Origin of the sequence: Streptomyces sp. NPDC088812 (assembly GCF_044750285.1) — a bacterium.
In the GTDB taxonomy this organism is placed as follows: domain Bacteria; phylum Actinomycetota; class Actinomycetes; order Streptomycetales; family Streptomycetaceae; genus Streptomyces.
Genome location: NZ_JBIVJP010000010.1, coordinates 272,002 through 297,061, shown reverse-complemented (window position 1 = coordinate 297,061; position 25,060 = coordinate 272,002). Strand labels below are relative to the sequence as shown.

General features: G+C 75.7%; 18 protein-coding genes and 1 pseudogene. 8 read left to right on the top strand and 11 right to left on the bottom strand.

Features of this window, described 5'->3' with window-relative positions; all coding sequences use genetic code 11:
- Positions 1–166: 166 nt before the first annotated feature.
- Positions 167–717 (top strand): annotated as a pseudogene (locus tag ACIP67_RS20065) (family 43 glycosylhydrolase); the annotation flags it as partial.
- A gap of 33 nt (positions 718–750) precedes the next feature.
- Here the strand turns inward: ACIP67_RS20065 and ACIP67_RS20060 are convergent.
- From ACIP67_RS20060 to ACIP67_RS20050, 3 genes are all read right to left on the bottom strand, one after another.
- Positions 751–2,379 (bottom strand): IS200/IS605 family accessory protein TnpB-related protein, encoded by a 1,629-nt coding sequence (locus ACIP67_RS20060; protein WP_401693260.1) that lies wholly within the window; start codon positions 2,377–2,379, stop codon positions 751–753.
- A gap of 137 nt (positions 2,380–2,516) precedes the next feature.
- Positions 2,517–2,774: a hypothetical protein gene (locus ACIP67_RS20055; RefSeq protein WP_401693259.1), complete on the bottom strand. Its 258-nt coding sequence runs from the start codon at positions 2,772–2,774 to the stop codon at positions 2,517–2,519.
- Positions 2,771–3,766, bottom strand: a complete 996-nt coding sequence (locus tag ACIP67_RS20050) for a glycosyltransferase family 2 protein (RefSeq protein ID WP_401693257.1) — start codon at positions 3,764–3,766, stop codon at positions 2,771–2,773. The genes ACIP67_RS20055 and ACIP67_RS20050 overlap by 4 nt, the downstream gene beginning before the upstream one ends.
- Positions 3,767–4,209: 443 nt before the next feature.
- Between ACIP67_RS20050 and ACIP67_RS20045 the strand changes: the two genes are divergently transcribed.
- Positions 4,210–4,650: an SRPBCC family protein gene (locus tag ACIP67_RS20045; protein ID WP_401693256.1), complete on the top strand. Its 441-nt coding sequence runs from the start codon at positions 4,210–4,212 to the stop codon at positions 4,648–4,650.
- Positions 4,651–4,960: 310 nt separating this feature from the next.
- Positions 4,961–6,277, top strand: a complete 1,317-nt coding sequence (locus tag ACIP67_RS20040) for a lanthionine synthetase LanC family protein (RefSeq protein ID WP_401693290.1) — start codon at positions 4,961–4,963, stop codon at positions 6,275–6,277.
- Here the strand turns inward: ACIP67_RS20040 and ACIP67_RS20035 are convergent.
- The 4 genes from ACIP67_RS20035 to ACIP67_RS20020 all read right to left on the bottom strand — a co-directional run bounded on the left by ACIP67_RS20035 (position 6,229) and on the right by ACIP67_RS20020 (position 11,496).
- A complete protein-coding gene (locus ACIP67_RS20035; protein ID WP_401693255.1) occupies positions 6,229–7,380 on the bottom strand; it encodes an XdhC family protein in 1,152 nt (383 codons plus the stop codon). The genes ACIP67_RS20040 and ACIP67_RS20035 overlap by 49 nt on opposite strands.
- Positions 7,381–7,589: 209 nt before the next feature.
- Positions 7,590–10,022, bottom strand: a complete 2,433-nt coding sequence (locus ACIP67_RS20030; RefSeq protein WP_401693254.1) for a xanthine dehydrogenase family protein molybdopterin-binding subunit — start codon at positions 10,020–10,022, stop codon at positions 7,590–7,592.
- 2 nt (positions 10,023–10,024) lie between these two features.
- A complete protein-coding gene (locus ACIP67_RS20025; protein ID WP_401693253.1) occupies positions 10,025–10,606 on the bottom strand; it encodes a (2Fe-2S)-binding protein in 582 nt (193 codons plus the stop codon).
- Entirely contained in the window at positions 10,606–11,496 is an 891-nt protein-coding gene (locus ACIP67_RS20020) for an FAD binding domain-containing protein (protein ID WP_401693252.1), read from the bottom strand. The genes ACIP67_RS20025 and ACIP67_RS20020 overlap by 1 nt, the downstream gene beginning before the upstream one ends.
- Before the next feature lie 409 nt (positions 11,497–11,905).
- On the opposite strand from ACIP67_RS20020, the gene ACIP67_RS20015 reads away from it, so the two are divergent.
- Together ACIP67_RS20015 and ACIP67_RS20010 are read left to right on the top strand one after the other, a co-directional pair.
- Positions 11,906–13,606 carry a PucR family transcriptional regulator gene (locus ACIP67_RS20015; protein ID WP_401693251.1) on the top strand — a complete coding sequence of 567 codons (1,701 nt, stop codon included), beginning with the start codon at positions 11,906–11,908 and terminating at the stop codon, positions 13,604–13,606.
- A 378-nt stretch (positions 13,607–13,984) separates the two neighbouring features.
- Positions 13,985–14,743, top strand: a complete 759-nt coding sequence (locus ACIP67_RS20010) for a hypothetical protein (RefSeq protein ID WP_401693249.1) — start codon at positions 13,985–13,987, stop codon at positions 14,741–14,743.
- Positions 14,744–15,664: 921 nt separating this feature from the next.
- On the opposite strand, the gene ACIP67_RS20005 is transcribed toward ACIP67_RS20010, so the two are convergent.
- A complete protein-coding gene (locus ACIP67_RS20005; protein ID WP_401693247.1) occupies positions 15,665–16,483 on the bottom strand; it encodes a GntR family transcriptional regulator in 819 nt (272 codons plus the stop codon).
- Between the two features lie 159 nt (positions 16,484–16,642).
- Between ACIP67_RS20005 and ACIP67_RS20000 the strand changes: the two genes are divergently transcribed.
- Entirely contained in the window at positions 16,643–17,500 is an 858-nt protein-coding gene (locus ACIP67_RS20000; protein ID WP_401693245.1) for a (2Fe-2S)-binding protein, read from the top strand.
- Between the two features lie 325 nt (positions 17,501–17,825).
- Positions 17,826–18,893: a DUF2637 domain-containing protein gene (locus tag ACIP67_RS19995; protein WP_401693243.1), complete on the top strand. Its 1,068-nt coding sequence runs from the start codon at positions 17,826–17,828 to the stop codon at positions 18,891–18,893.
- 74 nt (positions 18,894–18,967) lie between these two features.
- Here the strand turns inward: ACIP67_RS19995 and ACIP67_RS19990 are convergent, their stop codons facing one another.
- Both ACIP67_RS19990 and ACIP67_RS19985 read right to left on the bottom strand, forming a co-directional pair.
- The gene (locus tag ACIP67_RS19990; protein ID WP_401693241.1) at positions 18,968–19,453 is read right to left on the bottom strand and encodes an ATP-binding protein; all 486 of its coding nucleotides are present in this window, start codon (positions 19,451–19,453) and stop codon (positions 18,968–18,970) included.
- 1,260 nt (positions 19,454–20,713) lie between these two features.
- Positions 20,714–21,334: a hypothetical protein gene (locus tag ACIP67_RS19985; protein WP_401693240.1), complete on the bottom strand. Its 621-nt coding sequence runs from the start codon at positions 21,332–21,334 to the stop codon at positions 20,714–20,716.
- 240 nt (positions 21,335–21,574) lie between these two features.
- Between ACIP67_RS19985 and ACIP67_RS19980 the strand changes: the two genes are divergently transcribed.
- Positions 21,575–22,864: a helix-turn-helix domain-containing protein gene (locus ACIP67_RS19980; protein ID WP_401693239.1), complete on the top strand. Its 1,290-nt coding sequence runs from the start codon at positions 21,575–21,577 to the stop codon at positions 22,862–22,864.
- A 145-nt stretch (positions 22,865–23,009) separates the two neighbouring features.
- Here ACIP67_RS19980 and ACIP67_RS19975 read toward each other — a convergent pair whose 3' ends face one another.
- Positions 23,010–24,959 carry a protein phosphatase 2C domain-containing protein gene (locus ACIP67_RS19975; RefSeq protein WP_401693237.1) on the bottom strand — a complete coding sequence of 650 codons (1,950 nt, stop codon included), beginning with the start codon at positions 24,957–24,959 and terminating at the stop codon, positions 23,010–23,012.
- Positions 24,960–25,060 lie beyond the last annotated feature (101 nt).

Here is a 25,060-nt window from a genome sequence, read left to right as displayed (position 1 = left end):
GTCGCGGGCGTCCCGCCGGTACGGTTCGCGCCCATCGTATTGACGAGAGCATGACCAACACCTAAGTACTGGCCGGACTCGCGAACCACGTTCGACATCACGGACAAGGGAGTGGCGGCTCGCCCCACCACTCGCCCCCCTCCTCCCCTCCCCCTGCAGAACTCCTTTGCGACGTATCGCCGTCCGGCTGCTCCTGGCCGTCCTCGTGGCCCTCACGGCCGCCCTCACCGGACCGGGCGCCACCGCCCGGGCCGCCGTCCCCGACTCCCCCGCCCTGACGTACACCAACCCGGTCGCCGAGCAGCGGGCCGACCCGCACATCGTCCGGCACACCGACGGCTACTACTACTTCACCGCGACGGTCCCCGAGTACGACCGCATCGTGCTGCGCCGGGCGACGACCGTCCAGGGCCTGTCGACGGCCCAGGAGGTCACCATCTGGACCAGGCACACCAGCGGGGTCATGGGCGCCCACATCTGGGCACCGGAGATCCACTTCATCGACGGCAAGTGGTACGTGTACTTCGCGGCCGGCGCCCCGACGACGTGTGGGCGATCCGCATGTACGTCCTGGAGGGCACCGGAGCCAACCCGCTGACCGCGACCTGGACGGAGAAGGGGCAGATCAGGACCACCTGGGAGAGCTTCTCCCTGGACGCCACCACCTTCGTCGTGGGCGGCGTCCGCTACCTCGCCTGGGCGCAGCGCAACCCGGCCGAGGAACACCGTCGCCAGGCTGGCCAACCGTTCCTAGAGACTGAGCGGGAGTGAGTCCTGTTGCCAGGACTCATGCTCAGTCGAACGCCCCGAGCGGTGTTGGGCGTTCTGGTCGACCGCTTTCCCTCCGCGTCCGGCGCGCACGGATCGTGTCCGTGGTCCGGGAATGCGGGGGCGGTGTCCCTCACGCCCCGGGGCCGCCGGTCCGGCCTGGACGGTCCGATGCCCCTGCTCATCACTCCGGTGAGCAGGGGGCGGTGCCGTCCGTCGCCGGACCGGGTGCCCCAGGGCGCGTCTCCCGATCGCCACGGCTGCCGCGTGATGGCGCGTGGGCGTGCGGGTCTTGCTCGTCAGTGGCTTCCGCCAGTGCTGGGCACCCCAGCGGGAGGTGTAGGCGGGGTCCACGGCGATGACGGGGATGCCGAGTTCGGCCGCCATGCTCACGAGCCGGGCCCGCAGCCTGGAGGTGGGCAGGCCGGAGATCAGCTTGCGGAACCGCTTCCTGCGGCCGTGTTTCTCCCGGGTCGTCTCCGCGGCAAAGTCGAGGTCTTCGACCGCGATGGCGAGACCGTGACGTCTGGCCCAGTGGAGCAGGCGGATCAGGGCGTGGCGGACCTGGGCGTCCCGGTGGCGGGCGGTACCGGTGAGGTCGTAGCCGAAGCGGAGCGGTTCGCCGACGGGGTTGCCGTGGGTGTCGAGGCGCCAGGCGGCGAGGTGGTCGGCGTTGGTATCGACCCCGGCCAGACCCTGCGCGCGGGCCGCGTCCAGCGGCACCGTCCGGGCCGGCGGGATGGTCCAGGAGGCGGTCAGGTACCAGCGGCCCCGGCCGGTGTCCTCGTGGACGCGGTACGCGACAGCCCGGTTGGCGGTGATGCGGTCGGCCCACTGCTCGCCCCGGTGCGCGAAGCCCACGCGGCCGGCGAGAACGTACCGGCCGTGCGGGGCGTTGGCCAGGTGCGCCAGCGGCGCGGGCAGCTTGAGAGACACCTCACCATCAGGAGTGACCCGGATGGTCTCGTTGCCGAACTTTTTGCCGGACTCGCCGTCGGCCTGGAGGAACCGGCGCCCGGCCTGCCACCGGGCACGCCACTGTTCCTCGGTGAGCTGCGCGGCGTCCAGGTGGTGGCGGGTGTTCAAGAGCCGCTTCCCGCCGCGCACCACACACACGCGTCCGGCCTCCCGGTCGGCCCGCGCCGCGTGAAGCCGGTCGTCGAGCACGTGCAGGCGGCGGGACTTGGCGAACCACTCCTGCCTGCTGTGATAGCCGCCCGGAGCCTTCTTGCCGCCTTTCTGCCCGATGGGCAGAGACAGGCGGTGCGTGATCGTACTGATGCCGGCTTCCAGGTTCTGGATGTGGGCGAGCTGACCGCGCCGGGCCAGCGCCCACTGGTCGTGGGTGGCCTTCGTGATGCTGCCTGCCCAGCGCGAGGACGACTCGACGGACAGGGTCCGCTTGCGCTCGGCCCACTGTTCGCTGCCGTGGTCCTGCCCGGCCGCGCAGCAGGCTTTGAGATCACGGGAGGCGAGCGAACCGAGATGGTCGCCGACCAGGCGCAGCACCTTCTCGTCTCCGGCGGTCAGACCCTTCAGCCGGGTCCGGACCGCGACCCCGGCAGGGCCGGGTACCACGAAGGGTGCCGCCAACTCCCGCAGCCCACCCACCCCGTCACCCCCTCCCCCGGTACCGGCAGAAATCCGTCACCACACCCAACGACCACCACCGGCGAAGGTCACGCATTCGAAATGAGAACCTTCTTTCCCTCCCCGCGAGTACCCCTGCCGCCGACCGGAGCACTCACTCATACACGCCAGAACACGCTCATGGGCTGCCGATCGCCACCTTCGTCGACGCGGCGCAGGTCGGCCTGGGTCAGCAGGCCGCGGGCGACGCCCGGCTGATGGGTGAGGACGCCGGTGTGCACGCCCCGCGCACGGAGCAGGCCGAGCGCCTCGCGGGCGTGGGGCGCGGGGCGGACCAGGCCGGGGTCGGCGTGGTGCGGGACGTCCTCGACGAGCACGCCGTCGCGGTCGAGGAGCACGACGCGGACGCGGTTCACGGCGCCACCTCCTGCCAGGGCGCGGCGTTGCGGTGCCGCCAGGTGCCGCTCATCCGGTGCCAGGCGGCCACGGGCGGGATCGCCACGCTCGTGGCGAGCACGGTGGTGACCTCGTCGCGGGTGCGCGGGCCGGGTGCGATGCGCGCCCACGCGAACGCGCCGGTGCCCAGCGCCCAGCCCAGCGCGGCGGCCGCGGCGGCCCGGCGGTGGCCGGTCACGGCGTACGCGCCGGCCGCCAGGCCCGCGGCGCTGGTCGCGAGGTGGGAGCGGATCCGGCCGCGCGGCGCGAACGCCCGGTGCCGCCAGCCCGGCCCGTGCAGTCGCCGCATCAGGGCGTCGTCGGCGTTGCCGCGCTCGGCGCGCAGGGACTCCCGGCGGTCGGCGGGCAGGACGGGACGGCGGGTGGTGCGCCGCCCCTGCCGGATGCGCCATCCGGCGTCCAGCAGCCGCAGGGCGAGGTCGGTGTCCTCACGGAAGGGGTGGCCGAAGCGTTCGTCGAAGCCGCCGGCCTGCTTGAGCGCCTCGGTGCGGTAGGCCATGTCGGCGGCGATCCAGCGGGCGCGCGCCAGGCCCGCAGTGGTGCGCTCCCGGTCCGTGGGGCGGCGCCCGCCCGGCAGGGGCACGGCGAGCACACCCTGCACCGCGGCGGTGTCCAGGGTCGCGTCGGCCAGGTCGTCGGCCAGCTGCTCGCCCCAGTGGGGTCCGACCTGGACGCCGTCGTCCAGCAGCACGACCCAGGGCGTACGGACCAGGCGCAGGCCGGCGTTCCGGGCGGCGGGTCCGCTGCCGGCGCCGCGCAGCACGGTGGTGCGTTCGCGCAGGTCTCCCAGGACGCTCAAGGGGTGCTCCAGCGGGGCCGGTCCGGGCTCGGGCCGGTCGTCGACGAGGACGATCTCGGCCGGCGCCGGCCCCTTGGCGGCGGCGAGCGCGGCGAGGCAGTCGGCGAGCGGGGCCCGCGCGCGGGTCGGGATCACGACGGTGTAGGCGGTCATGCGTACGCCTTCCTCCGCCCCGGGCGGCGGCTGGACGGCTCCGGACTCTCCGGGTCCCAGATGACCACCACCTCAAACCCGCGCCGCGCGGTGCGGCGGGGCGCCGGAGTGTCCGGCGGGGTGGGTGGCGGCAGGGGCGGCCGGGCGGGTCCGGCTCAGCGACCGCGCGGGTCCGCCTCCCCCACCGCGCCGAGCGCCGTCCCGTCCGTCCGCCCGGCGGAGGCCGAAGGGGCCGGTGAGTCCCCCCTCCGGAGGTCACGGCCGGCGGGGCGTCCCGTCCCCTGGACGGGCGCCCCGGGCGGGGGCGCCCGTACGTCTGCGTCAGGCGTCCGCGTCCGGAACGGCGGGCTCCTGAGGCTCGGCCGCCGACACCCGGCTGGGCCAAGTGTGTGACCCGCCGGGGAACCTGCCGCCGGGCCGCCCGGAGTCCCTACGATCGCTACGTGGTCACCTTCCAGTTCGAACGTACGGCGCCGCTCCCCCTCGAGGAGGCCTGGCGCCGGCTCACCGAGTGGCCGCGGCACGGTGACGTGGTGCCGCTCACCCGCGTCACCGTGGTCACCCCAGGGCCGACCCGTGTGGGCACGGTGTTCGTGGCCCGCTCAGGGGTCGGACCGTTCGCCGTCGACGACCGGATGGAGGTCACCGTCTGGTGCCCTCCGGCCGAGGGCGAGCCGGGCCTGTGCCGGCTGGAGAAGCGCGGCCGCGTGGTGCGGGGCTGGGCCGAGATCGAGGTGCGGCCCGGGCCGGGCGGGCGGACCCGGGTGATCTGGCGCGAGGAGCTCCGGCTGCGGCCGCTGCCGTCCCTGTGCGATCCGCTGCTGCGGACCGCGGGCCGGGCGGTGTTCGGACGGGCGGCCAACCGTCTGCTGCGCCGACCGTGACGCGGCGCCGACCGACCCGATCACCGACACCGGCACCGCCATCGCCATCGCCATCGCCATCGCCATCGCCATCGCCATCAGCATCGACACCGGCATCGGCATTGCATCGGCAGAGCGTGAACGGCTGATCAGACAGCGCGGGGCCGCCGGGCCGCCGCGCGCTCCCGCGTGCCGCTCCGTGCCGCGTCGCGCCCCCGGCGGCTCCCGGACCGGCCCCCTGGGCAGGTGTCGTGGCCCGTGCCAGGGTGGATCCATGACAGGGGTGGACAGGGGCGGGGCGGCACCGGCGGTGGACGAGGACGGCACACCGATGGTGGACGAGGTCGAGACACCGGCGGTGGACGAGGTCGAGACACTGGCCGTGGAGGGGCTGCGCTGGCTGCTGGGGGTGGCGCGGCAGACGGCGGGCGGCGGCCTCGGCTGGCCGGACCGGCCCTCGGACACCGAGGTCGAGGCGATGCTCTACGACGGCACCGCCGGGATCGTGCCGACGCTGCTGGAGGCGCGCCGGCACTTCGGGGACGACGTCTACGGGGACGCCGCCCTGCGCGCGGCCCGCGGCCTGGCGGTCGCGGCCGAGGAGTGCCGGGACGACTCGCTCTACTTCGGGCGCACCGGGGTGGCGCTGGTGCTGCGGGCCGTCCACCGCGAGCTGGGCGACGCCGCGTCCGGCCGGGCCGCCGACCGGGCCCTGGCCCGGGTGCGGGAGCGCTTCGACGGAACGCGCTGGGGCGAGCTGTTCGAGCTGATGGGCGGCAACGCGGGCATCGGCCTCGGCGCGCTCGCGGCCGGCGACCCCGAGCTGGCGGTGCTCGCGCTGGAGCCGTACACGCGGACGGCCGAGGAGGTCGCGGGGGGCGTGCAGTGGGCGCACCGGCCCGGTGTGGAGGCGCGGCTGCACCATCTCTCGCACGGCACGCTCGGGATCGTGTACGGGCTGGCCGCCGTGGGAGCGGCCACGGGCCGCGCGGACTTCACGGAGCTGGCGCGGGCCGGGGCGTCGGGCCTGGTGGCCCGCGACGAGGCGGGCCCGGAGGGCTTCCTCGTGCCGCACTCCGATCCGCAGTACCTGCCCGACCTGATCGAGCGGTACAGCTACGGCTGGTGCCACGGGCCGGCCGGTGACGCGCAGGTCTTCCGGCTGCTGCGGGACGTCCTGGCCGACCCCTCCTGGCAGTCGCTGGCGGACCGCTGCTGGCACACCGTGACGCACTCCGGGCTGCCGCGCCGGCTGCGGCCCGGGTTCTGGGACAACAACGCCCGCTGCTGCGGCACGGCGGGCGTCCTGGCGCTGGCCTGCGACCGGATGGCCGAGCAGGGCGACGCCCCGGGTTTCGCCCGCGTCCTGGTCGCGGACCTGCTCGCCCGCGCCACCCGGGACGCCCGCGGGGCGCGCTGGTCGAACGTCGAGCACCGGGTCGTCCCGAGCACGCTGGAGGCGCGCACCGGCTGGGGCGCGGGCACCGCGGGCATCGTGCGGGAGCTGCTGCGCTTCGTCCGGCTGAGCGAGTCGGGAGATCCGCACTACGCGTTCGCCTGGCCGGACCAGCCGACGGTGCGCCGGATCGCGGTGCCGCCTCAGGCGACCGATCCGATCCGCCCCGGCGGCAGCGGCGTCACGTCGTGATGGATCGGCGTGTGCGCGCCGGTCAGCGGGACCCCGCTGCCGCCCCGCCGGGCGGCGACGATCTCCGCGGCGATCGACAGCGCGGTCTCCTCGGGCGTGCGGGCGCCCAGGTCGAGGCCGATGGGTGACCGCAGCCGCGCCAGCTCCAGCTCGGAGACGCCGGCCTCCCGCAGCCGTTCCTCGCGGTCGAGGTGGGTGCGGCGCGACCCCATGGCGCCGACGTAGGCGACGGGCAGGCGCAGGGCGAGCCGGAGCAGGGGGACGTCGAACTTGGCGTCGTGGGTGAGGACGCACAGGACGGTCCTGCCGTCCACGCCGGTGCGCTCCAGGTAGGTGTGCGGCCACTCGACGACGATCTCGTCGGCGTCCGGGAAGCGGGCCCGCGTCGCGAACACCGGGCGCGCGTCGCAGACGGTGACCCGGTAGCCGAGGAACCTGCCGATGCGCACCAGCGCCGACGCGAAGTCGATCGCGCCGAACACGATCATCCGCGGCGGCGGCACGGAGGACTCGACGAACACGGTGAGCGGGGCCCCGCAGCGGGAGCCCCGCGCGCCGATCTCCAGGGTGCCGGTGCGGCCGGCGTCCAGGAAGGCGCAGGCCTCCGCGGCGACCGTGCGGTCCAGCTCGGGGTGGGCGCCGAAACCGCCGTCGTGGGAGCCGTCGGGGCGGACCAGGAGGGCGCGGCCGACGAGGTCCGGCGGGCCCGCGGTGATCCGGGCCGTCGCCGTCGCCGCGCCGCGGGCCGCGGCGGCCAGCGCGGCCGCGGCCACCGGGCGGACCCGGTCCGCGGCCCGGACCGGCGTGACGAGGACGTCGATGGCTCCGCCGCAGGTCAGGCCGGTGGCGAAGGCGTCGTCGTCGCTGTGGCCGAAGCGCTTCAGCACCGGCTCGCCGTCCTCAAGGGCCTGTCGGCACAGCTCGTACACCGCGCCCTCCACACAGCCGCCGGAGACCGAGCCGATCGCCGTGCCGTCGGTGTCCACGGCGAGCGCGGCCCCCGGCCGGCGGGGTGCGCTGCCGCTGACGGCCACGACGGTGGCGACGGCGAAGTCACGGCCCTGCTCGACCCACCGGTTCAGCTCCTCGGCGATGTCCAGCATGTCTCGGTCTCCTTGTCTGCGGTCCTGTGGACGGTGTTCCACGCCAGGGCCGACGCACGCCCGGCCGGCTCTCGCCCGCGCCGTCGGCGAAGCCCGTGCCGTCGGCGAAGCCCGTGCCGTCGACGAAGCCTGTGCCGTCGACGAACAGCGCCCTGGACGGGCCGGGCTTCCGGCCCTGCTCGTCGGCCTCGCGCCGCCCGGGGGGTCTGTCACGCGGTTCCGGTGAGGTGTTCCGGCCGGACCGGCGTCCTGTTCAGCTCCAGGCCCGTCGCGTCGCGGATCGCCGCGAGGACCGCCGGGGTCGACGACAGGGTGGGGGCCTCGCCGATGCCGCGCAGCCCGTACGGGGCGTGGTCGTCGGCGAGTTCGAGGACGTCGACGGGGATGGTCGGCGTGTCGAGGATGGTGGGGATCAGGTAGTCTGTGAAGGAGGGGTTGCGCACCTTAGCGGTCCTCGGGTCGACGATGATCTCCTCCATCACCGCGATGCCCAGGCCCTGGGTGGTGCCGCCCTGGATCTGGCCGACGACGGACAGCGGGTTGAGCGCCTTGCCGACGTCCTGGGCGCAGGCCAGCTCGACGACCTTCACCATGCCGAGCTCGGTGTCGACCTCGACGACGGCCCGGTGGGCGGCGAAGGAGTACTGGACGTGTCCGTTGCCCTGGCCGGTGCGCAGGTCGAACGGCTCGGTCGGCCGGTGCCGCCACTCCTCCTCGACCTCCACGGCCTCGTCGCCGAGCACGTCGGCCAGGTCGGCCAGGACCTCGCCGCCGTCGGTGACCACCTTGCCGCTCTCCAGCAGAAGTTCGGCGGTGGCCCAGGCCGGGTGGTGGGAGCCCAGTTTCCGGCGCCCCATCTCCAGCACCCGCTCGCGGACGAGCTCGCAGGCGTTCTTCACGGCCCCGCCGGTGACGTACGTCTGGCGCGAGGCCGACGTCGAGCCGGCGCTGCCCACGCGGGTGTCCGCCGGGTGGATGGTCACCTGGTCGACGCCCAGCTCGGTGCGGGCGATCTGCGCGTGGACGGTGACACCGCCCTGGCCGACCTCCGCCATGGCCGTGTGCACGGTGGCGACGGGCTCGCCCGCGACGACCTCCATGCGGACCCGGGCGGTGGAGTAGTCGTCGAAACCCTCGGAGAAGCCGACGTTCTTGATGCCGACCGCGTAGCCGACGCCGCGGACGACGCCCTCGCCGTGCGTGGTGTTGGACAGACCGCCGGGCAGCTGCCGTACGTCGGCGCCCTCGCTGCTCTCCCACTGGCGCTCCGGCGGCATCGGCATCGCCTTGACGCGGCGCAGGAGTTCGGCGACCGGGGCCGGGGAGTCCACGGGCTGGCCGGTCGGCATGAGCGTGCCCTGTTCCATGGCGTTGAGCTGCCGGAACTCCACCGGGTCCAGCCCCAGTTCCTTCGCCACCTTGTCCATCTGCGCCTCGTAGGCGAAGCACGCCTGGACCGCGCCGAAGCCGCGCATGGCGCCGCAGGGCGGGTTGTTGGTGTAGAGGGCGACGGCCTCGATGTCGACGTCGTCGACGGCGTAGGGGCCGATGCCGAGGGAGGAGGCGTTGCCGACGACGGCGGGGCTGGCGGAGGCGTACGCGCCGCCGTCCAGGACGATGCGGCACCTGACGTGGGTGAGCTTGCCGTCGCGGGTGGCGCCGTGCTCGTAGGACAGCTTGGCCGGGTGACGGTGGACGTGGCCGAAGAAGGACTCGAAGCGGTTGTAGACGATCTTGACGGGTCTGCCGGTGCGCAGGGCCAGCAGGCAGGCGTGGATCTGCATCGACAGGTCCTCGCGGCCGCCGAACGCGCCGCCGACGCCGGCCAGCGTCATCCGCACCTTCTCCTCGGGCAGGCCGAGGACCGGGGCGATCTGGCGCAGGTCGGAGTGGAGCCACTGGGTGGCGATGTAGAGGTGGACGCCGCCGTCCTCCTCGGGCACGGCGAGACCGGACTCGGGGCCGAGGAAGGCCTGGTCCTGCATGCCGAAGGTGTACTCGCCGCGGACGATCACGTCGGCCCGCCGGGCGGCCGCGTCGGCGTCGCCGCGGACGATGGGCTGGCGGTGGACGATGTTGGGGTGCGGGACGTGGCCGATGATGGGGGTCCCCCCGGTCGAACCAGGTTGAGACTGGGGGAGGTCGGTGCGGTGCTCGTGGACCAGGATCGCGTCCGGCGCGGTCGCGGAGGCCTCGTCGGTGACGACGGGCAGTTCGCGGTACTCGACCTTGATCTTGGCGGCGGCGCGGCGGGCGGTCTCCGGGTGGTCGGCGGCGACGAGGGCGACCGGCTCGCCGTGGTGGCGGACCTTGCCGTGGGCGAGGACGGGGGTGTCCTGGATCTCCAGGCCGTAGTGCTTCACGTCGGTCGGCAGGTCGTCGTACGTCAGGACGGCGTACACGCCCGGGGTGGCGAGCGCCTCGCCCGTGTCGATGGAGACGATCTCGGCGTGGGCGACCGTGGAGCGCAGGATCTGGCCCCAGAGCATGTCCTCGTGCCACAGGTCGGAGGAGTACGCGAACTCGCCGGTGACCTTGAGGGTGCCGTCCGGGCGGAGGGTGGACTCGCCGATGCCGCCGCGGGTCCGCGAACCCTGGGTGATCTTGGTGGGGGCGCCGATGGGGGCGCCGTCGGGAGACATCGTCAGACCGCCTCTCCCTGCCGGGCGGCCGCCAGGCGGACCGCGTCCATGATCTTCTCGTAGCCGGTGCAGCGGCACAGGTTGCCGGAGAGCGCCTCGCGGATGTCCGCGTCGGAGGGGTCGGGGGTGCGCTCCAGCAGCTCGTCGGCGGCGACCAGCAGACCGGGCGTGCAGAAGCCGCACTGGACGGCGCCGGCGTCGATGAAGGCCTGCTGGACGGGGGAGAGTTCCGGGCCCTCGCCGGTGCACGGGCCGGTGTCCCCCTGGGCGTCCCAGCGCCTGGCCTCGCCGAGGGAGGTGCCGCCGCCGCGGGCGCCGGTGGTGCGGGAGCGCTGTGCGGCGTACTCCGCCAGGCCCTCCACCGTGACGACCTCACGGCCCTCCGCCTGCCCGGCGGCGACCAGGCACGCGCACACCGGCACGCCGTCGAGGCGGACCGTGCACGAGCCGCACTCGCCCTGCTCGCAGGCGTTCTTGGAGCCGGGCAGGCCCAGGCGCTCCCGCAGCACGTACAGGAGGCTCTCGCCCTCCCACACGTCGTCCGCCTCCTGCGGTCGTCCGTTGACGGTGAAGTGGACGCGCATCACGCGGCTCCCTCGACGGCGCGGCGGGGGCCGCGGTACGACTCCCAGGTCCAGGTCAGGGTGCGGCGGGCCAGGACGCCGACCGCGTGCCGGCGGTAGCGGGCCGTGCCCCGGACGTCGTCGATCGGGTTGCAGGCGGCGGCGCACAGGTCCGCGAACCGCCGGGCGACCGACGGGGTGATGGTCTTTCCGCTCTCCCAGAAGCCGCCCTCGTCGAGCGCGGCGTTCAGGAAGTCCTCGGCCGCCGTCGCCCGGACCGGGGTGGGGGCGGCGGAGCCGATGCCGGTGCGGACCGTGCGGGTCCGCGGGTGCAGGGCCAGGCCGAAGGCGCAGACCGCGATGACCATGGCGTTGCGGGTGCCGACCTTGGAGAACTGCTGCGGTCCGTCGGCCTTCTCGATGTGGACGGCGCGGATCAGCTCGTCGGGCGCCAGCGCGTTGCGCTTCACGCCGGTGTAGAAGGCGTCGATCGGGATGCGGCGGCTGCCGCGCACCGACTCGGCCTCGACCTCGGCGCCGGCCGCGAGCAGCGCGGGGTGGGCGTCCCCGGCCGGGGAGGCGGTGCCGAGGTTGCCGCCGACGCCGCCGCGGTTGCGGATCTGCGGGGAGGCCACGGTGTGGGAGGCGAGGGCCAGGCCGGGCAGCTCCGCCCGCAGGTTCTCCATGATCCTGGTGTAGGGGACGGAGGCGCCGAGCCGCACGCCGTCCTCGCCGACCTCCCACTCGTGGAGCTCGGCGACACGGCCCAGGTCGAGGAGGTACTCGGGCCGCCGGTGATCGAAGTTGATCTCGACCATCACATCGGTGCCGCCCGCGATCGGCACAGCGGTGGGGTGCTCGGCCTTCGCGGCGAGCGCCTCCTCCCAGCTGGCGGGGCGAAGGAAGTCCATGACCGGCTCTCTTCCTGGTCTCGTGGGGTGCGGATCGAGCCGGAGTCGGGTGCGGCGGACCCGGCTCGTTCCTGACCTGTTCACGCGCTGTGGAGCCAGTACACCGCCGCGTACTCCGACGGGGTCAGTCACCGAAACCATGAAGGAGTTCACTGGTCGGGGCGGGCATCTTGTAGATTCGTATGAACGGAGGCCATCAGTAACCTCCCGGTTCTCCTGTGGAAACGTGGGAAACAGCCCGGCAAGCACAGAATGCGGCTGATGAGGGCCCGGACCCGTCGGCGGACCCCCTCGAACCCGACGGCCCCCGGCCGGCCCTCACGCTCCATCGTGGTTTTCGGGGACTTCGTGGACTTCGTGGACTTCATGGATTTCGTGGTTTTCGAGACAAGGAACGGCGGCGACGAGAATGCGGCTGCGCGCACTGCTGGACACCGATGCGCTGGGGCTGCGGCTGCTCGGCGGCGAGGACGAGCTGGACCGCACCGTACGGGGTGTGATGACCACCGACCTGCGGGACCCGAGCCGCTACCTCTCCGGGGGTGAGCTGGTGCTGACGGGCCTGGCCTGGCGGCGGGACGCGGCGGACTCTGATCCTTTCGTCCACATCCTGGTGCAGGCCGGCGTGACCGCGCTGGCCGCCGGCGAGGCCGAGCTCGGCGCGGTGCCGGACGACCTGGTCACCGCCTGCGCCCGGCACCGGCTGCCGCTGTTCGCGGTGCACGAGTCGGTGGCGTTCGCGACGATCACCGAGCACGTCGTCCGGCAGGTGTCCGGCGAGCGCGCCGGGGACCTCGCGGCCGTCGTCGACCGGCACCGGCGGATGATGACCTCGGGCCCGGCGGGCGGCGGTCCCGACGTGGTCCTGGACCTGCTCGGCTCCGACCTGGACCTGCGCGCCTGGGTCCTCTCCCCCACCGGGCGGCTCATCGCCGGCCCCAAGGTGTCGGGCCCCGGGCCGGCGCCTGAGGTGTGCGCGCAGCTCGCGGCGGAGCACCTGGCGGCCGCCCGCACCGGCCGCCGCGGCCCGCACCGGGCGGTCGTGGGCCAGAGGACGTACTCCCTCTTCCCCGTCCGCTCCGGCGGACGCTCCCCGCGCGCTCCGCGGGACGTGCGGGACGTGCGGGACGTGCGGGACGTGCGGGAGACGGTGCTGTCGGACTGGCTGCTGGCCGTCGAGGCGGACGCCGGGGACTGGGCGGAGGAGCGTCTGGACCTGCTCCAGGGCGTCACCCAGCTCATCGCCGTCGAGCGGGACCGGCGCGACGCGGCGCGCACCGTGCGCAGGCGGCTCGCGCAGGAGGTGCTGGAGCTGGTCCAGACGGGCGCGGCCCCCGCCGAGATCGCGGCGCGGCTGCGGGTGGCGGCGCCGGTGCTGCTGCCGGGCCTCGGGGCCGCCCCGCACTGGCAGGTGGTGGTGGCGCGCGCCGAGTGGGCCGACGGGGAGACCGAGGGCGGTCCGGTCGCCCAGGCGCTGCTGGAGGAGATCCTGGTGGACCCGCGCGCCACCGGCCCCGAGCCCTCCGACCGCATCGCCGTCGCCCAGATCGGGGACGAGGCCATCGCCCTCGTCCCGCTCCCGGCGGTCTCCACCGAGCACGACGGTCCGGAGCCGGGCGTTCTCGCCGACGCCCTCCTCGCCGCCGTCCGGGAACCGCTGTCGGCGGGCCTGGACGACGACGGCCGGGTCACCCTGGGTGTCAGCGCGGCGGTGCACTCGGCGGAGGGGCTGCGCGGCGCCCTGGAGGAGGCGCGGCACGCCCGCCGGGTGGCGGCGGCACGCCCCGGCCGGGTGTGCGCGGCGGGCCACCAGGAGCTCGCCTCCCACGTGCTGCTGCTGCCGTTCGTGCCCGACGACGTCCGCCGCGCCTTCACCGCCCGTCTGCTGGACCCGCTGCGCGACTACGACCGCCGCCACCGCGCGGAGCTGATCCCGACGCTGGAGGCCTTCCTCGACTGCGACGGCTCCTGGACGCGGTGCGCCTCCCGGCTCCACCTGCACGTCAACACGCTGCGCTACCGGGTCGGCCGGATCGAGCAGTTGACGAGCCGTGACCTGTCGCGGCTCGAGGACAAGCTGGACTTCTTCCTGGCGCTGCGGATGAGTTGACGGATCGGCTGACGGATCGGCGGCCGCGGGGCCGAAACCTGTGGGCCCCACGAGTCCCACGACTTTGTGAAATCCTTCACCCGCCCCCTTGGCCCGGCCGGGCCAGTCGTGCTGAGATGCGGCCACCACTCACAGCTCGACGGCGCGCTTGGGCCTGCCCTCCGGATCAGGCCGACGAGGAGGGACGGTGCCTGGTGACGCCGGTGAGCGGGGCTTGGTGCGTGCGGCCTCGGGGCGCGGGCGGGCGCCGGTGCGGAGCACCGGCGGCCGGCGACACCGCCGAGGACGTCCCCTCCCGGGGAGCGCGCGCCACGTCCCGTGACCCCGGGCTGAGCCGAAGGACCGGACCTTGGGGAGGGCAACGTGGCGTACACCGCCATGTCTGGTAACGGAACGACCGCTGGTGACGATCCCCTCCGGACCGCGGTATGGCGGTTGCGCTCGCGGGGCTGCTGGGCCGACGCCGCGGCCCTGCTCCCGCCGGGCACCGCGGCGGGCGCCATCCAGCGGGCCGCACTGCTCGTGGAGCGGTGCCTGTACACCGAGCAGGGCTGGCAGGACGCGGAGGACGCCCTGCGGTCGGCCGAGGCGCTGGCGCACTCCGACGAGGAGCGGGGCGCCGCCGCCTGCGAACGCGGGCACCTGGCGTACGCGGCGACCGTGCACGGGGTCCGCGACCGGGTCGACGAGGCGCGGGCCGCGCTCGGGCGGGCGGCGGCGCTGATCCCTCCGGAGGCGCCGGGCCGGGCGCTGCTGGACTTCCGGCGCGGGCTGCTCGCCGAGAACATCGCCCGCTCCCCGCAGGCCGCCCGCACCGCCTACCGGCGCGCCCACACGGCCGCCGCGGCCCACTCCGACGCCCTGCTGCTCTCCTTCACCTGGCGCCACCTCGCGGGCCTCGCCCTGCGCGACGGCGACCGGTCCGAGGCACGGCACGGTTTCGCCGAGTCCCTGCGGATCCGGGAGGAGCTGGGCTACCTGGTGGGCACGGCACCGGCCCTGGCCTCCCTGGCGGACGCGGAGACCGAGCCGGAGGCGTCCCGGCTGCGGGAGGAGGCCCGTCGGCTGTTCCGTCTGCTCGGCGGCGTCCCGACCTGGCTGGCACGGGAGTTGACCCCGCCGGCGGCGACGGCGTAGCGGACCGGGCAGGCGTCCGGGCAGCCCCGGCACACGCACCCGGGCTGCCCCAGCACACGCACCCGCGCCGTCCCTCTCGCGTCCGGGCGGGCCTCGACTCCTGCCCGGGGCCTCCCTCGGTCACCCGGAAGGCCACGCCGTCGGCCGGCCCCGGCCCCGGAAGGCCACGCCGTCGGCCGGCCCCGGCCTCGGCACGCTGCCGCGGGGTGTGGCGGGCCGCCGGGCCGTGCCGGGCGGCGCCCCGCCCGCACTCCCGCCCGCACGCGGCGCGGGCACCACGACGGGACATCACGACGGCCCCGCGCGAACAGCGCCCGGCAGCGGCCACCCACGACCCGCGCCCGCCGCGAGACAGGCACGGGCGTCCGCCGTGACGCGGGCGCGGGTCGCGCGGCGGACACGGCGCGGCGGACACGGCGAGGCGGACACGGCGAGGCGGACACGGGGCCGCCGGCCGACCCCGACCCGCCGCCGTGGGTGCGGCGGCCGCCGGGCCGTGCCGGGCGGCGCCCCGCCCGCACTCCCGCCCCCACGCGGCGCGGGCACCACGACGGGACATCACCGCGACCCCGCGCGAACAGCGCCCGGCAACGGCCACCCGGCGGCAGCGCGCCACAGGCGGACACGCCGGAGGCGTGCACGACGGACGCGGGCGCGGCGGTGCTCACCGCGCCGAGAGCCCAGGGCTCACCGAACGCAGGCACGGCGAACGCGGGCGCGGCGGTGCTCACCGCGCCGAGGGCACGGGGGCGCCGGGGGCACGGGGGCGCCGACCCGCCGGGGGCGCCGACCCGCCGGGGGCGCCGACCCGCCGGGGGCGCCGACCCGCCGGGGGCGCCGACCCGCCGGGGGCGCCGACCCGCCAGGGGCGCCGACCCGCCAGGGACGCCGACGGCGCTGAACGCGCCGTCGGCGGCGTGTTCAGCCCGCCGTCGTGAAGTGCTCCCGCACCAGGGCCTGCACCGCGTCCAGGTCGCCCGCCGTCAGTGCCTCCAGCAGGGCCGTGTGTTCCGCCGCGTCGGCGACGAGGTCCGCGCGGCCCCGGGAGGCCGGGCCGCCGACCAGCGGCCACTGCGAGCGGCGGTGCAGGTCCTCGGCGACGCCGACGAGCTGTTCGTTGCCGGACAGGGCCAGGACGGCGCGGTGGAAGGCCCGGTCCGCCTCGGCGTAGGTGGCGCGACAGCCGGAGGCCGCGGCGCGGACGGTGTCCTCGGCGAGCGGGCGCAGGTCCGCCCAGCGGGCGGCGGGGAGTGTGCGGGCGAGCCGCAGCATCACGGGGACCTCGATCAGCGCGCGCACCTCGGCCAGTTCGGCCAGCTCGCGGGCGCCGCGCACGACCACCCGGAAGCCCCGGTTGGGCACCACCTCGACGGCGCCCTCCAGGGCGAGTTGCTGCATGGCCTCGCGGACCGGGGTCGCGGACACCCCGAAGCGTTCGCCGAGGACCGGTGCCGAGTACACCTCGCCCGGGGTGAGGTCGCCGGCGACGAGCGCGGTGCGCAGGGCGTCGAGGATCTGGCCGCGCACGGAGGCGCGCTGGACGACGGGACGCGGCCGCGGAAGGGGCACCTCGCCGTGCGTGTGCTCGCCGCGCACCGCGCCGGGCGCGGACGCGTTCCCGGCGGAGCCGGCCGCGCCCCGTTCACGCTCCGCCGCGCGCGGGACGCCCGGCACGACGGCGGATCCGCCGTGCCCTTCGGGGATCCCCGTCCCGGCAAAGCCCTGCGCGCTCCGCTCCACGGGGTCCTCCTGAGGGACGTATCGGTACTTGGGGTCATTACGGCGGGTTGTTACTCGCCCGTCAAGCACCTTAGGCGTACTGGCCCCCAGTTCAAATCCACGCCACAATGAGTAAGGTAAGGCTTACCTCCACAGCACTCATGGATCGGTGGTCCCGGCATGCCCGTACGCCCTTCGGCCCCCTCGGCCGTGACGGACGCCTACCGGCGCCTGTCCGAGGTCTTCCCGGGCTTCACCGTCATGGAGCTGGAGGACGGGGACCCGGCGCCCCGGGGCGGCGGCTGGGTCGCGGCCTCCGAACTCGCCGAGGGCGGACCGGCCCTGGAGTCCTTCCTGGCCTGGGACGACGCCCAGGTGCTGCGCGACTACGGACAGAAGGCCCGCCCCGACGTCATCGCGAGCTTCGGGCTGCACCGGTACGCCTGGCCCGCCTGCCTGCTCGTCACCGTCCCGTGGTTCCTGCACCGCCGCGTGCCCCGCTTCCCCGTGACCCATGTGTCGTACGACCGCGCGGGTGAGGGCATGCGGATGGCCGTCCGCGCGCCCGCCTCGTTCGCCTGCCTGCCGGACGACCCCGCCGCGGCGCTGCCCGGCGCCCGGGTGGTCGCGGACGAGGAGGCGCTGCGGGCCGAGGTGCGGGCGGCGGTCGCCGAACACCACGAGCCGGTCCTGGCCGGTTTCGCTCCGCGTGCGCGGCGGCGCGGCCGCGCCCTGTGGGGCATGATCACGGACGAGGTCGTGGAGGGGCTCTGGTACATAGCCCATCTGCTCGGCGAGGGCGAGCAGGAACGGGCGCGGCACGAGCTCGAACTGCTGCTGCCGGGGGCGACCCGGCCGTACGTCGGATCGGCGGCCTTCCGTGAGCTGACCGGACCGGACGGGCAGGCGCTGCCCACCCGCGACCGGGCGAGCTGCTGCATGTTCTACACGGTGCGCCCCGCGGACACCTGCGCCACCTGCCCGCGCACCTGCGACGCGGACCGCGTCTCCAAGCTCACCGCCGCCGCCGCAAGTTGAACACCCCTCAGGAAAACATCTGGGGACGCCCCGGGGACGACGCCCTCACCAGGGTCCCGTAAGATCACCCGAACGAGACTCCCGCTCGGTCACAGGCACTTCACAATCCCCTCACCCGGCGCAGGAACTTTCCGCGGAACCACCCGTGCGGGTAGTCTTATTAGAACTCAACTCCCGCCCCTCACGCGGCAGTTCGAGCAGAACGTCGCCCTGGGCATCCCCTTGCACCTCCTTGGCGGCCTCTTGCCCCGAAACCCCCTGAGGGCCGGCGGGATTGGTCCACTATGGCGGGCGTTACGCCCTATCCCAATGCAAGGGACCCCAGATGAGATTGACCGACATATCGCTGAACTGGCTGCTTCCGGGCGCCGTACTGCTCCTGGGCATGCTGGCGGCGGTGGCGGTGCTCCGGCGCGGCAAGAACTCCTCGGGGAAGGACACCAGCGCGGACGACTCGTGGGAGCGCAGCGAGGAGCGGCGCAGGCGCAAGGAAGCCATCTACGGAATCGCTTCCTACGTCCTGCTGTTCTGCTGCGCCGCCGTGGCGGCCGCGCTCTCCTACCGAGGACTCGTCGGCTTCGGCCGCGAGAACCTGAGCCTTTCCGGCGGCTGGGAATACCTGGTCCCCTTCGGCCTCGACGGCGCGGCCATGTTCTGCTCCGTCCTCGCGGTGCGCGAGGCCAGCCATGGTGACGCGGCGCTCGGCTCCCGGATACTGGTGTGGACGTTCGCGGGTGCCGCCGCCTGGTTCAACTGGGTGCACGCGCCCCGCGGCCTCGGTCACGACGGCGCTCCGCAGTTCTTCGCGGGCATGTCCCTGTCCGCCGCGGTGCTCTTCGACCGCGCGCTGAAGCAGACCCGCCGCGCCGCGCTGCGCGAGCAGGGCCTGGTGCCCCGTCCGCTGCCGCAGATCCGCGTGGTGCGCTGGCTGCGGGCCCCCCGTGAGACGTACAAGGCGTGGTCGCTGATGCTCCTGGAGGGCGTGCGCAGCCTGGACGAGGCCGTCGAGGAGGTCCGCGAGGACAAGGTCCGCAAGGAAGAGACCAAGCTGCGCCGTCGCGAGCAGCAGCGTGTCGAGCGGGCCCAGCTGAAGGCGATCAGCCGCGGCCACGGCCGCTGGCCCGGCCGCGGTGGCGGCGGTGGCGGTGGAACCCGCCAGCTGGAGGCCCAGGCGACCCTGGAGCGGGCCACCTCCGAGCGCGTTCCCGCGGAGCCTGCCATAGCCAACTCGGCCGAGCAGCTGCCGGTCCGGCCGCGCCCCTCCCTCCAGCCCGTCCGCCACGGCTCCGACGCACTCACCGTCGACCTCACGGCGGAGGACGACACCATGGCCCTGCCGCGACTGGACTCCCTGGAGCGCAAGCTCAAGGACCTGGAGCAGCAGTTCGGCTGACCGGTGAGCGGTAACGGGAAGGGGGCGCGGCCATGCGGGCCGCGCCCCCTTCCCGTTGCCCCGTTCCCGTCGTCTCAGGCCGCTCCCGCCTCCAGCTCGAACCACACCGCCTTCCCGACCCCGTGGGCCCGGACACCCCAGGCGTCCGCGAGGGACTGCACCAGGAGCAGGCCCCGGCCGTGCGTGGCGCCGTCGGTGGCCGCCGGGCGCGGCTGCGGAGGGCGGGAGACGAAGTCCCGTACCTCGACCCGCAGACCGGCCGGTCCCACGGTCGCCGTGAGCACCGCGTCGTGATCGGTGTGGACGAGCGCGTTGGTGACGAGCTCGCTGGTGAGCAGTTCCGCTATGTCCGTGCGTCCCGTCCGGCCCCAGTGCCGCAGCATCTCGCGCAGCGCCCGCCGCGTCTCGGGGACGGCTCTCAGATCCGCCCGCCCGAGTCTGCGCCGCAACTGGGGCGCCCGCGCGTGCCCCTCGGCTCCGTCGGCCCCGTCCTCCGCCGTCCGCTCCGCCGAGGTGCCCGCGATCACGGCCCCACCGCTGCCTCGTGCCTGCCTCTTCATGATCCCCGCCCGCGTGCCGATTGTCGGTTCCCCCCTGCTCGAACACGTTCATCGGGATGCTTGCCCCGTGGGCCCGGGGGCAGTCATGCCGGATCGTCGACGACCAGGTCTTCGGCCACGGCCCCGGGCCTCGCCCGGGCCCTCGCCCGGGCCCTCCTCCGGGTCCCGGCCGGGACCGCCGGCGCGGGGCACGGCGGTGCGTGCGCCGTGTGCGCGGCGTTCGCCGCGTGCGCCGCCGGGCCCGGGTGCCGCCGGTGCCGTCCCCCGGGAAGGCGGGCGGAGGGGTCCGGCTGCGGGGCCACCGCCCCTGGGCCCCGGCCGGCGTCCGAGGGCGGCCCACCCGCTCCTCGTCCCCGGCTCGTCGCGGGAAGAGGCTGGTCGACGCGGTGGCCGCGGACGGATGGGCGGTCGTACGGCGGGCGGGAGGACCGCCCGGCCGCAGACGGCCGTCTCGCCGCCGAGCGCCGGCGGCGGCCCCGGCCCGCGCGACGCGACCGCCGTACGACGGCCCGGGCGTGCCCGTGCATGCCCGTGCGTGCCCGTGCGTGCCCGTGCGGGGCGCGTACCGGCGCCGCCGGTACGCGAGGGCCGCCGGCCGCGGCCGTCCCGCGCGTCTTCGCGCCTAGGTGACCGGGGACGGGCCGACCGCCCGGGGTGGGCCGCCCGGCCGATGCGTGTCTGCCGCTCCGGCCGTAGTCCGGGAAGAGGTGGGGCGCGAGACCTCGGTAGCAGCTCCACGGGCGCCGGCGCGCGGGCCCGGCGGGCCCCGCCCGCGCGCCGGGCCCGCCAACGCCCCCCCCTCCGCGCCGCCGCCCCGACACGGCTCGTGAAGTTGGCCGGAATCCGGTGGTGCCCGACCGGGCGCACCCGTCGACGTCGCCCGTACGGGCCGCCGCCCTCCCGACCCCCGTTGGCGGGAGGGCGGCGGCCCCGTCCTTCTGCGGTGGCCGCTCTCTCTTTCGGCGGCCGTCCGGATTTCGCGGTGACCGTCCTCGTCTCGGCGGCCCTCCCCATTCCCCGGCAACCGCCCCCGAATCGGCAACCGTCCCGATTCCTCAGTAACCACCCCCGACTCAGCGGCCCTCCCGATCCCCCGGCAACCACCCCCGACTCAGCGGCCCTCCCGACCCCCCGGCAACCACCCCCGACTCAGCGGCCCTCCCGATCCCCCGGCAACCACCCCCGACTCAGCGGCCCTCCCGATCCCCCGGCAACCACCCCCGAATCGGCAGCCGTCCCGATTCCTCGGTGGCCGTCCGGTCAGTGGAGCTTGTCGACGGCTCGGGTGGTCGTCTTCTTGAAGGCCTTGACCGGCGCGTCGCCGAAGTCGCCCAGTTGCGCCCAGTCCACGACCGTCACGGTCCGGCCGTCACGGCCGACGGAGAGGAGGCGGATGTCGGAGGCTCCCCAGGACGTCTCCGTGTGCAGTCCGTGCACACGGGCGCCCTCCTCCACGTCCAGCGCGCCGTAGTCCCTGCGGGCGGCGTCGGTCTCCGGGTCGGCCCGCTCGATCCGCGCCGGGCAGGAGGCGATGTCCCGGTTCAGGCGCGAGACCAGGCTCTTCGCCGCGCGGGTGTCCTTCAGTACGACGGTGATCTGACGGGCGCCGGTGTCCAGGTCGGTGCGGAACTCGCGGTGCCAGGCGGCGGCGTGGCCCGGCAGCGCCCGGCCCAGGCAGCGGTCCGCCGCCACCGTTTCGGGCACGCCGCGGGTGATCCTGCCGGCCGTCCAGGCCGACGACGGGTGCGGCGGCAGGTCCCGGGCCGCGAGGAAGCCGGGCGTCCTCGGGGCGGCACCGGCCGGTGCGGCGAGGACGGTGCCGAGGGTGAGGCCTGCGGCGGCGAGTGCGGTGAGGGCGCCTGTGCGGATGCGCTTGGACATGGGTGTCCCCCGTGCGGAGTGGGTGCGTGGGTGCGTGGACGTCGCGCCGGTGGCGCGGAGGGCCGGTCCGGGCCTGCTCGGCGGCGACACCCAGAGCATCGGCGGCCGCGCCGGCCGACGGCAAGCTCCGGGGCCCGGCCGGCCGGCATGGAACCGTCCCAGGCCGTCTGACGTGCAGGTACATGAGTGCCTGGGATGCCGTCCCGGGCCGGGGCGGGTCTGGGCGAGCGCGGGGGAACAGTGTCGACCGGTGACCGTACGGACGAAGTCGCTCAGTTCGCGGCGCTGCTGACGGAGCTGAAGGTGCGGACGGGGCGGAGCTACGGTTCGCTGGCGCGCCGGCTCGGCATGAACACCTCCACCCTGCACCGCTACTGCGCCGGGGAGGCCGTACCCCAGGACTTCGCGCCCGTGGAGCGGCTGGCGGAGTTCTGCGGGGCGTCCCCGCCGGAGCGGCTCGAACTGCACCGCCGGTGGCTGGCGGCGGTGGCGGCGCGACAGCGGCCCCGCACGGCGGACTCCCCACGCTTACCGAGGACGGCGGCGGAAGCCGACCTGCCCGACGCTCCGCGCCCCGCGGACACCGCCGTTGCGCCCGCCCCCGCCCGGTACCGCCGTCGCGTCCCGGTGCTGCTGGGCAGCCTGGCCTGCGCCCTCGTCGCCACGCTCGGCGCGCTGTCCGGGCTGCCCTCCGACCGACCGCCCGCCACCGGGGCCGGGGCCGGGCCGTCCGGCGCCGGCCCGTTCCGGACGACCGCCCCGGCGGCCCCGCACCGCCCCTCCCCCACCCCCTCCACGTCCCCCACGTCGGCGGGCTCCCCCTCCCCCTCCCGCTCCCGCGCCGGCACGCCCACGCCCGGCACCGGCGGGCCGTCCCCGTCCGCCCCGGACGCCACCGCGTCGACGGCCGCGGCCGTTCCCCTCACCTGGACGGCCGACTCCCACGCCTGGGCATTCGGCTGCGGTCACGACTACGTCCTTGCCGAGCCGCCCGCGCGGGTCCCACCGCCCCCGGCACCGCAGGACGCCGCGGCGTGGGCCGCGGCGCAGGGGGCCGTGCACGGGCGGGAGACCACCGTGGAGATCTCGGTGCAGGGCCGCAGCTCCACGGCCGTGGTCCTGACCGCGCTGCGGGTCCGCGTCGTCGGTCGCGCGGAGCCAGGGCCGGGCCACGCCTACGCCATGGAACAGGGCTGCGGCGGCGCGGTCAGCCCCCGTCACTTCGCCGTCGACCTGGACAAGGACCGGCCGGTCGCCCGCGCGGTCCCCGGCAACGACTCCGGCACACCGCTCCCGGCGGTCCGGCTGCCGTACCGGGTGTCCGCCGAGGACCCCGAGGTGCTGCTGGTGACCGCGTCGACGCGGGGCTGCGACTGCTCCTGGTACCTGGAGCTCGACTGGTCCTCCCAGGGCCGCGCCGGCACGGTCCGCGTCGACGACCGCGGCCGCCCGTTCCGCACCCGCTCCCTCGAGGGCCTGCCGCGCCACGCGTACGACACCTCCGCCCGCCGCTGGGTCCCCTACGCGTAGGGGCCGGCCGGCCGAGGTCGCGCGTCCGCCCTCACGGGCGCGGGACGTTGCGGAGGTGGGAGCGGGCCATGGTGCTCTCGTGTCCCTTCGGTATCCGTCGGTCCCCTCGGACCCTCCGGATTCCATGAGTCCCCAGCGGACGCCGTCATGCCTCCCAGACCGCGGCGGCCGTACGGTCGTCGGCGTACCCCTTGACCCGCGCCTGGGTGTCGGCGAGGAACGCGGCCAGTCCGGGCGGGACGGCCTCGGACCACCGTTCCGCCAGGTGGCCGAGGAGCGCGGGCTCACCGCGCAGCGGGTCGGCGAGGCCGCCGGTGCACAGCAGGAGCGTGTCACCCGGGCGGGCTACGGAGGCCCGGAAGCGGAACGGTTCACGGGCCGGCCCGGAGGACGGCCCGGAGGACGGCTCGTACGGGTTCGACGGGGTCGGGATGCCCAGGTCCATGGTGAGGCGGTCGCCCTCGGGGGTCTCGGCCGGCGGGGAGCCGAAACCGACGACCGGTTCGCCGGCGACCTCACCGACCCGCGGTTCGATGTCCTGCCACGCGCCGTCCCGCAGCCGGAACAGACCGCCCGGTCCGACACCGAAGAAGACCCGCGTACGGCACGCCGGGTCGGCGGGCAGCAGCAGGCACCGCAGGGTGGCCGCGTACTCCTGCGGTTCCAGGCCCTGTTCGGCGGCGTCGGCGCGGAGCCGGCCGAGGCTGCGGTCCGTGAGGCGGTGCAGGCCCGACTTCAGGTCGCCGCGCCGGCCGGCCCTTATGTCCTCCGCGAGCCGGACGTGACTGCGGCCCACGGCCCGGCCGATCCACCGGCACACCTCGGCGGCCGCCCGGTGCGCCCCCGGCGTGGCCCGGGCTCCGGTCGCCATCGCGACCAGCAGTAACGCCTGCTCGCCGGTGCCGAACCGCGCGGTGAGCAGCGCGTCGCGGCGCGGCTCGCCCCGGTAGCGCGCCGAGTCGCCCCGCACGGACGCGGCCCGCAGCGTGCAGACCCCGTACCGGGCACCGTCCAGCACGGTGTCGGGCACCACGTCGTCGAGCGCGTCCGGGTCGGCGGGCGGCAGCGCGGTCGGCTCGGCGTCGTACGTGGGCGGCCCGGACCCGACGTAGGGCTGCACGGCGGGTCGCGCGGCGTGCCGGGGGGCGGATCGCGGGGCGGTGACGGCCGGCGGGAAGGGGGTCGCCGCACCGGTGGCGGCCGGCGGGAAGGGGGTCGCCGCACCGGTGGCGGAGGCGGTGGGGGCGTGCGGGGGTGCGGGGGGCGCGTAGGGCTGTGCGGGGGCGGGTGGGCGTGTGGGGTGGGTGCCGGGGGGCGCGGTGGGTGCCGGGGGTGCCGGCCGGGAGGGGGTGGACGCGGTCTCCGGCATCGGCTTGGGCTCCGGCTCTGGGGCGGACACGCGGGCGGGTGCGGGCAGGGGCTCGGGGGCGGACACGGGGGCGGGTGCGGGCAAGGGCTCGGGGGCGGACACGGGGGCGGGCTCCGCCACCGGCTCCGGGGGTGTACGGCCGGGGGAGGCGGAGGGTGCGGGCCGCTGGGCCGCCCGCTGGTCGAAGCCCGGGGGCAGCGGACCGGGCGGGAAGGTGGTGGGGCCGGGCGGGGTGGCCGACGGGGGCTCCCAGGGGGCGTGTCGGCGTCCAGGTGGGGGTGGGCCGGCGGGGGGCGCGACGGACGGCCAAGCTGGAGCGGGGGCCGGCCCGGTGACGGGACCGCCCTCCGGCCCGACGGCGGGACCGGCTTCCGCCCCTGTGACAGGTCCGACGCCCGGCTCGACGGCGGGACCGGCTTCCGCCCCTGTGACAGGTCCGACGCCCGGCTCGACGGCGGGACCGGCACCCGATCCGGCGGCTGGCCTCGGACCGGCACCCCACTCGGCGGCGGGACCGGCACCCGGTCCGGCACCTGGCTGGGCGCCCGGCCCGACGTCCGGCCTGCGCGCCGCGCTCTCGGGGCACACCGCCCCCGCCGCCGACGCGAAGCGGTCGTCGAGCGAGTCGCCGGCCGCCGCCGGCCCGTGGTCCTCGGCGGAGTCGTCGTACAGCTGCCCCCACCAGTCGTCCTCGTGACCGGTGGGCCTACCCCCCTGCTGGCTCATGCCCCCGATTGTCCACGGCACGGGCCCTGGGGGAACGGGGCATCGGGAAAATGCGACCGGCCTGCCGGGGCCCGACGGGCGACCGCCCGAACAGGGGTGCG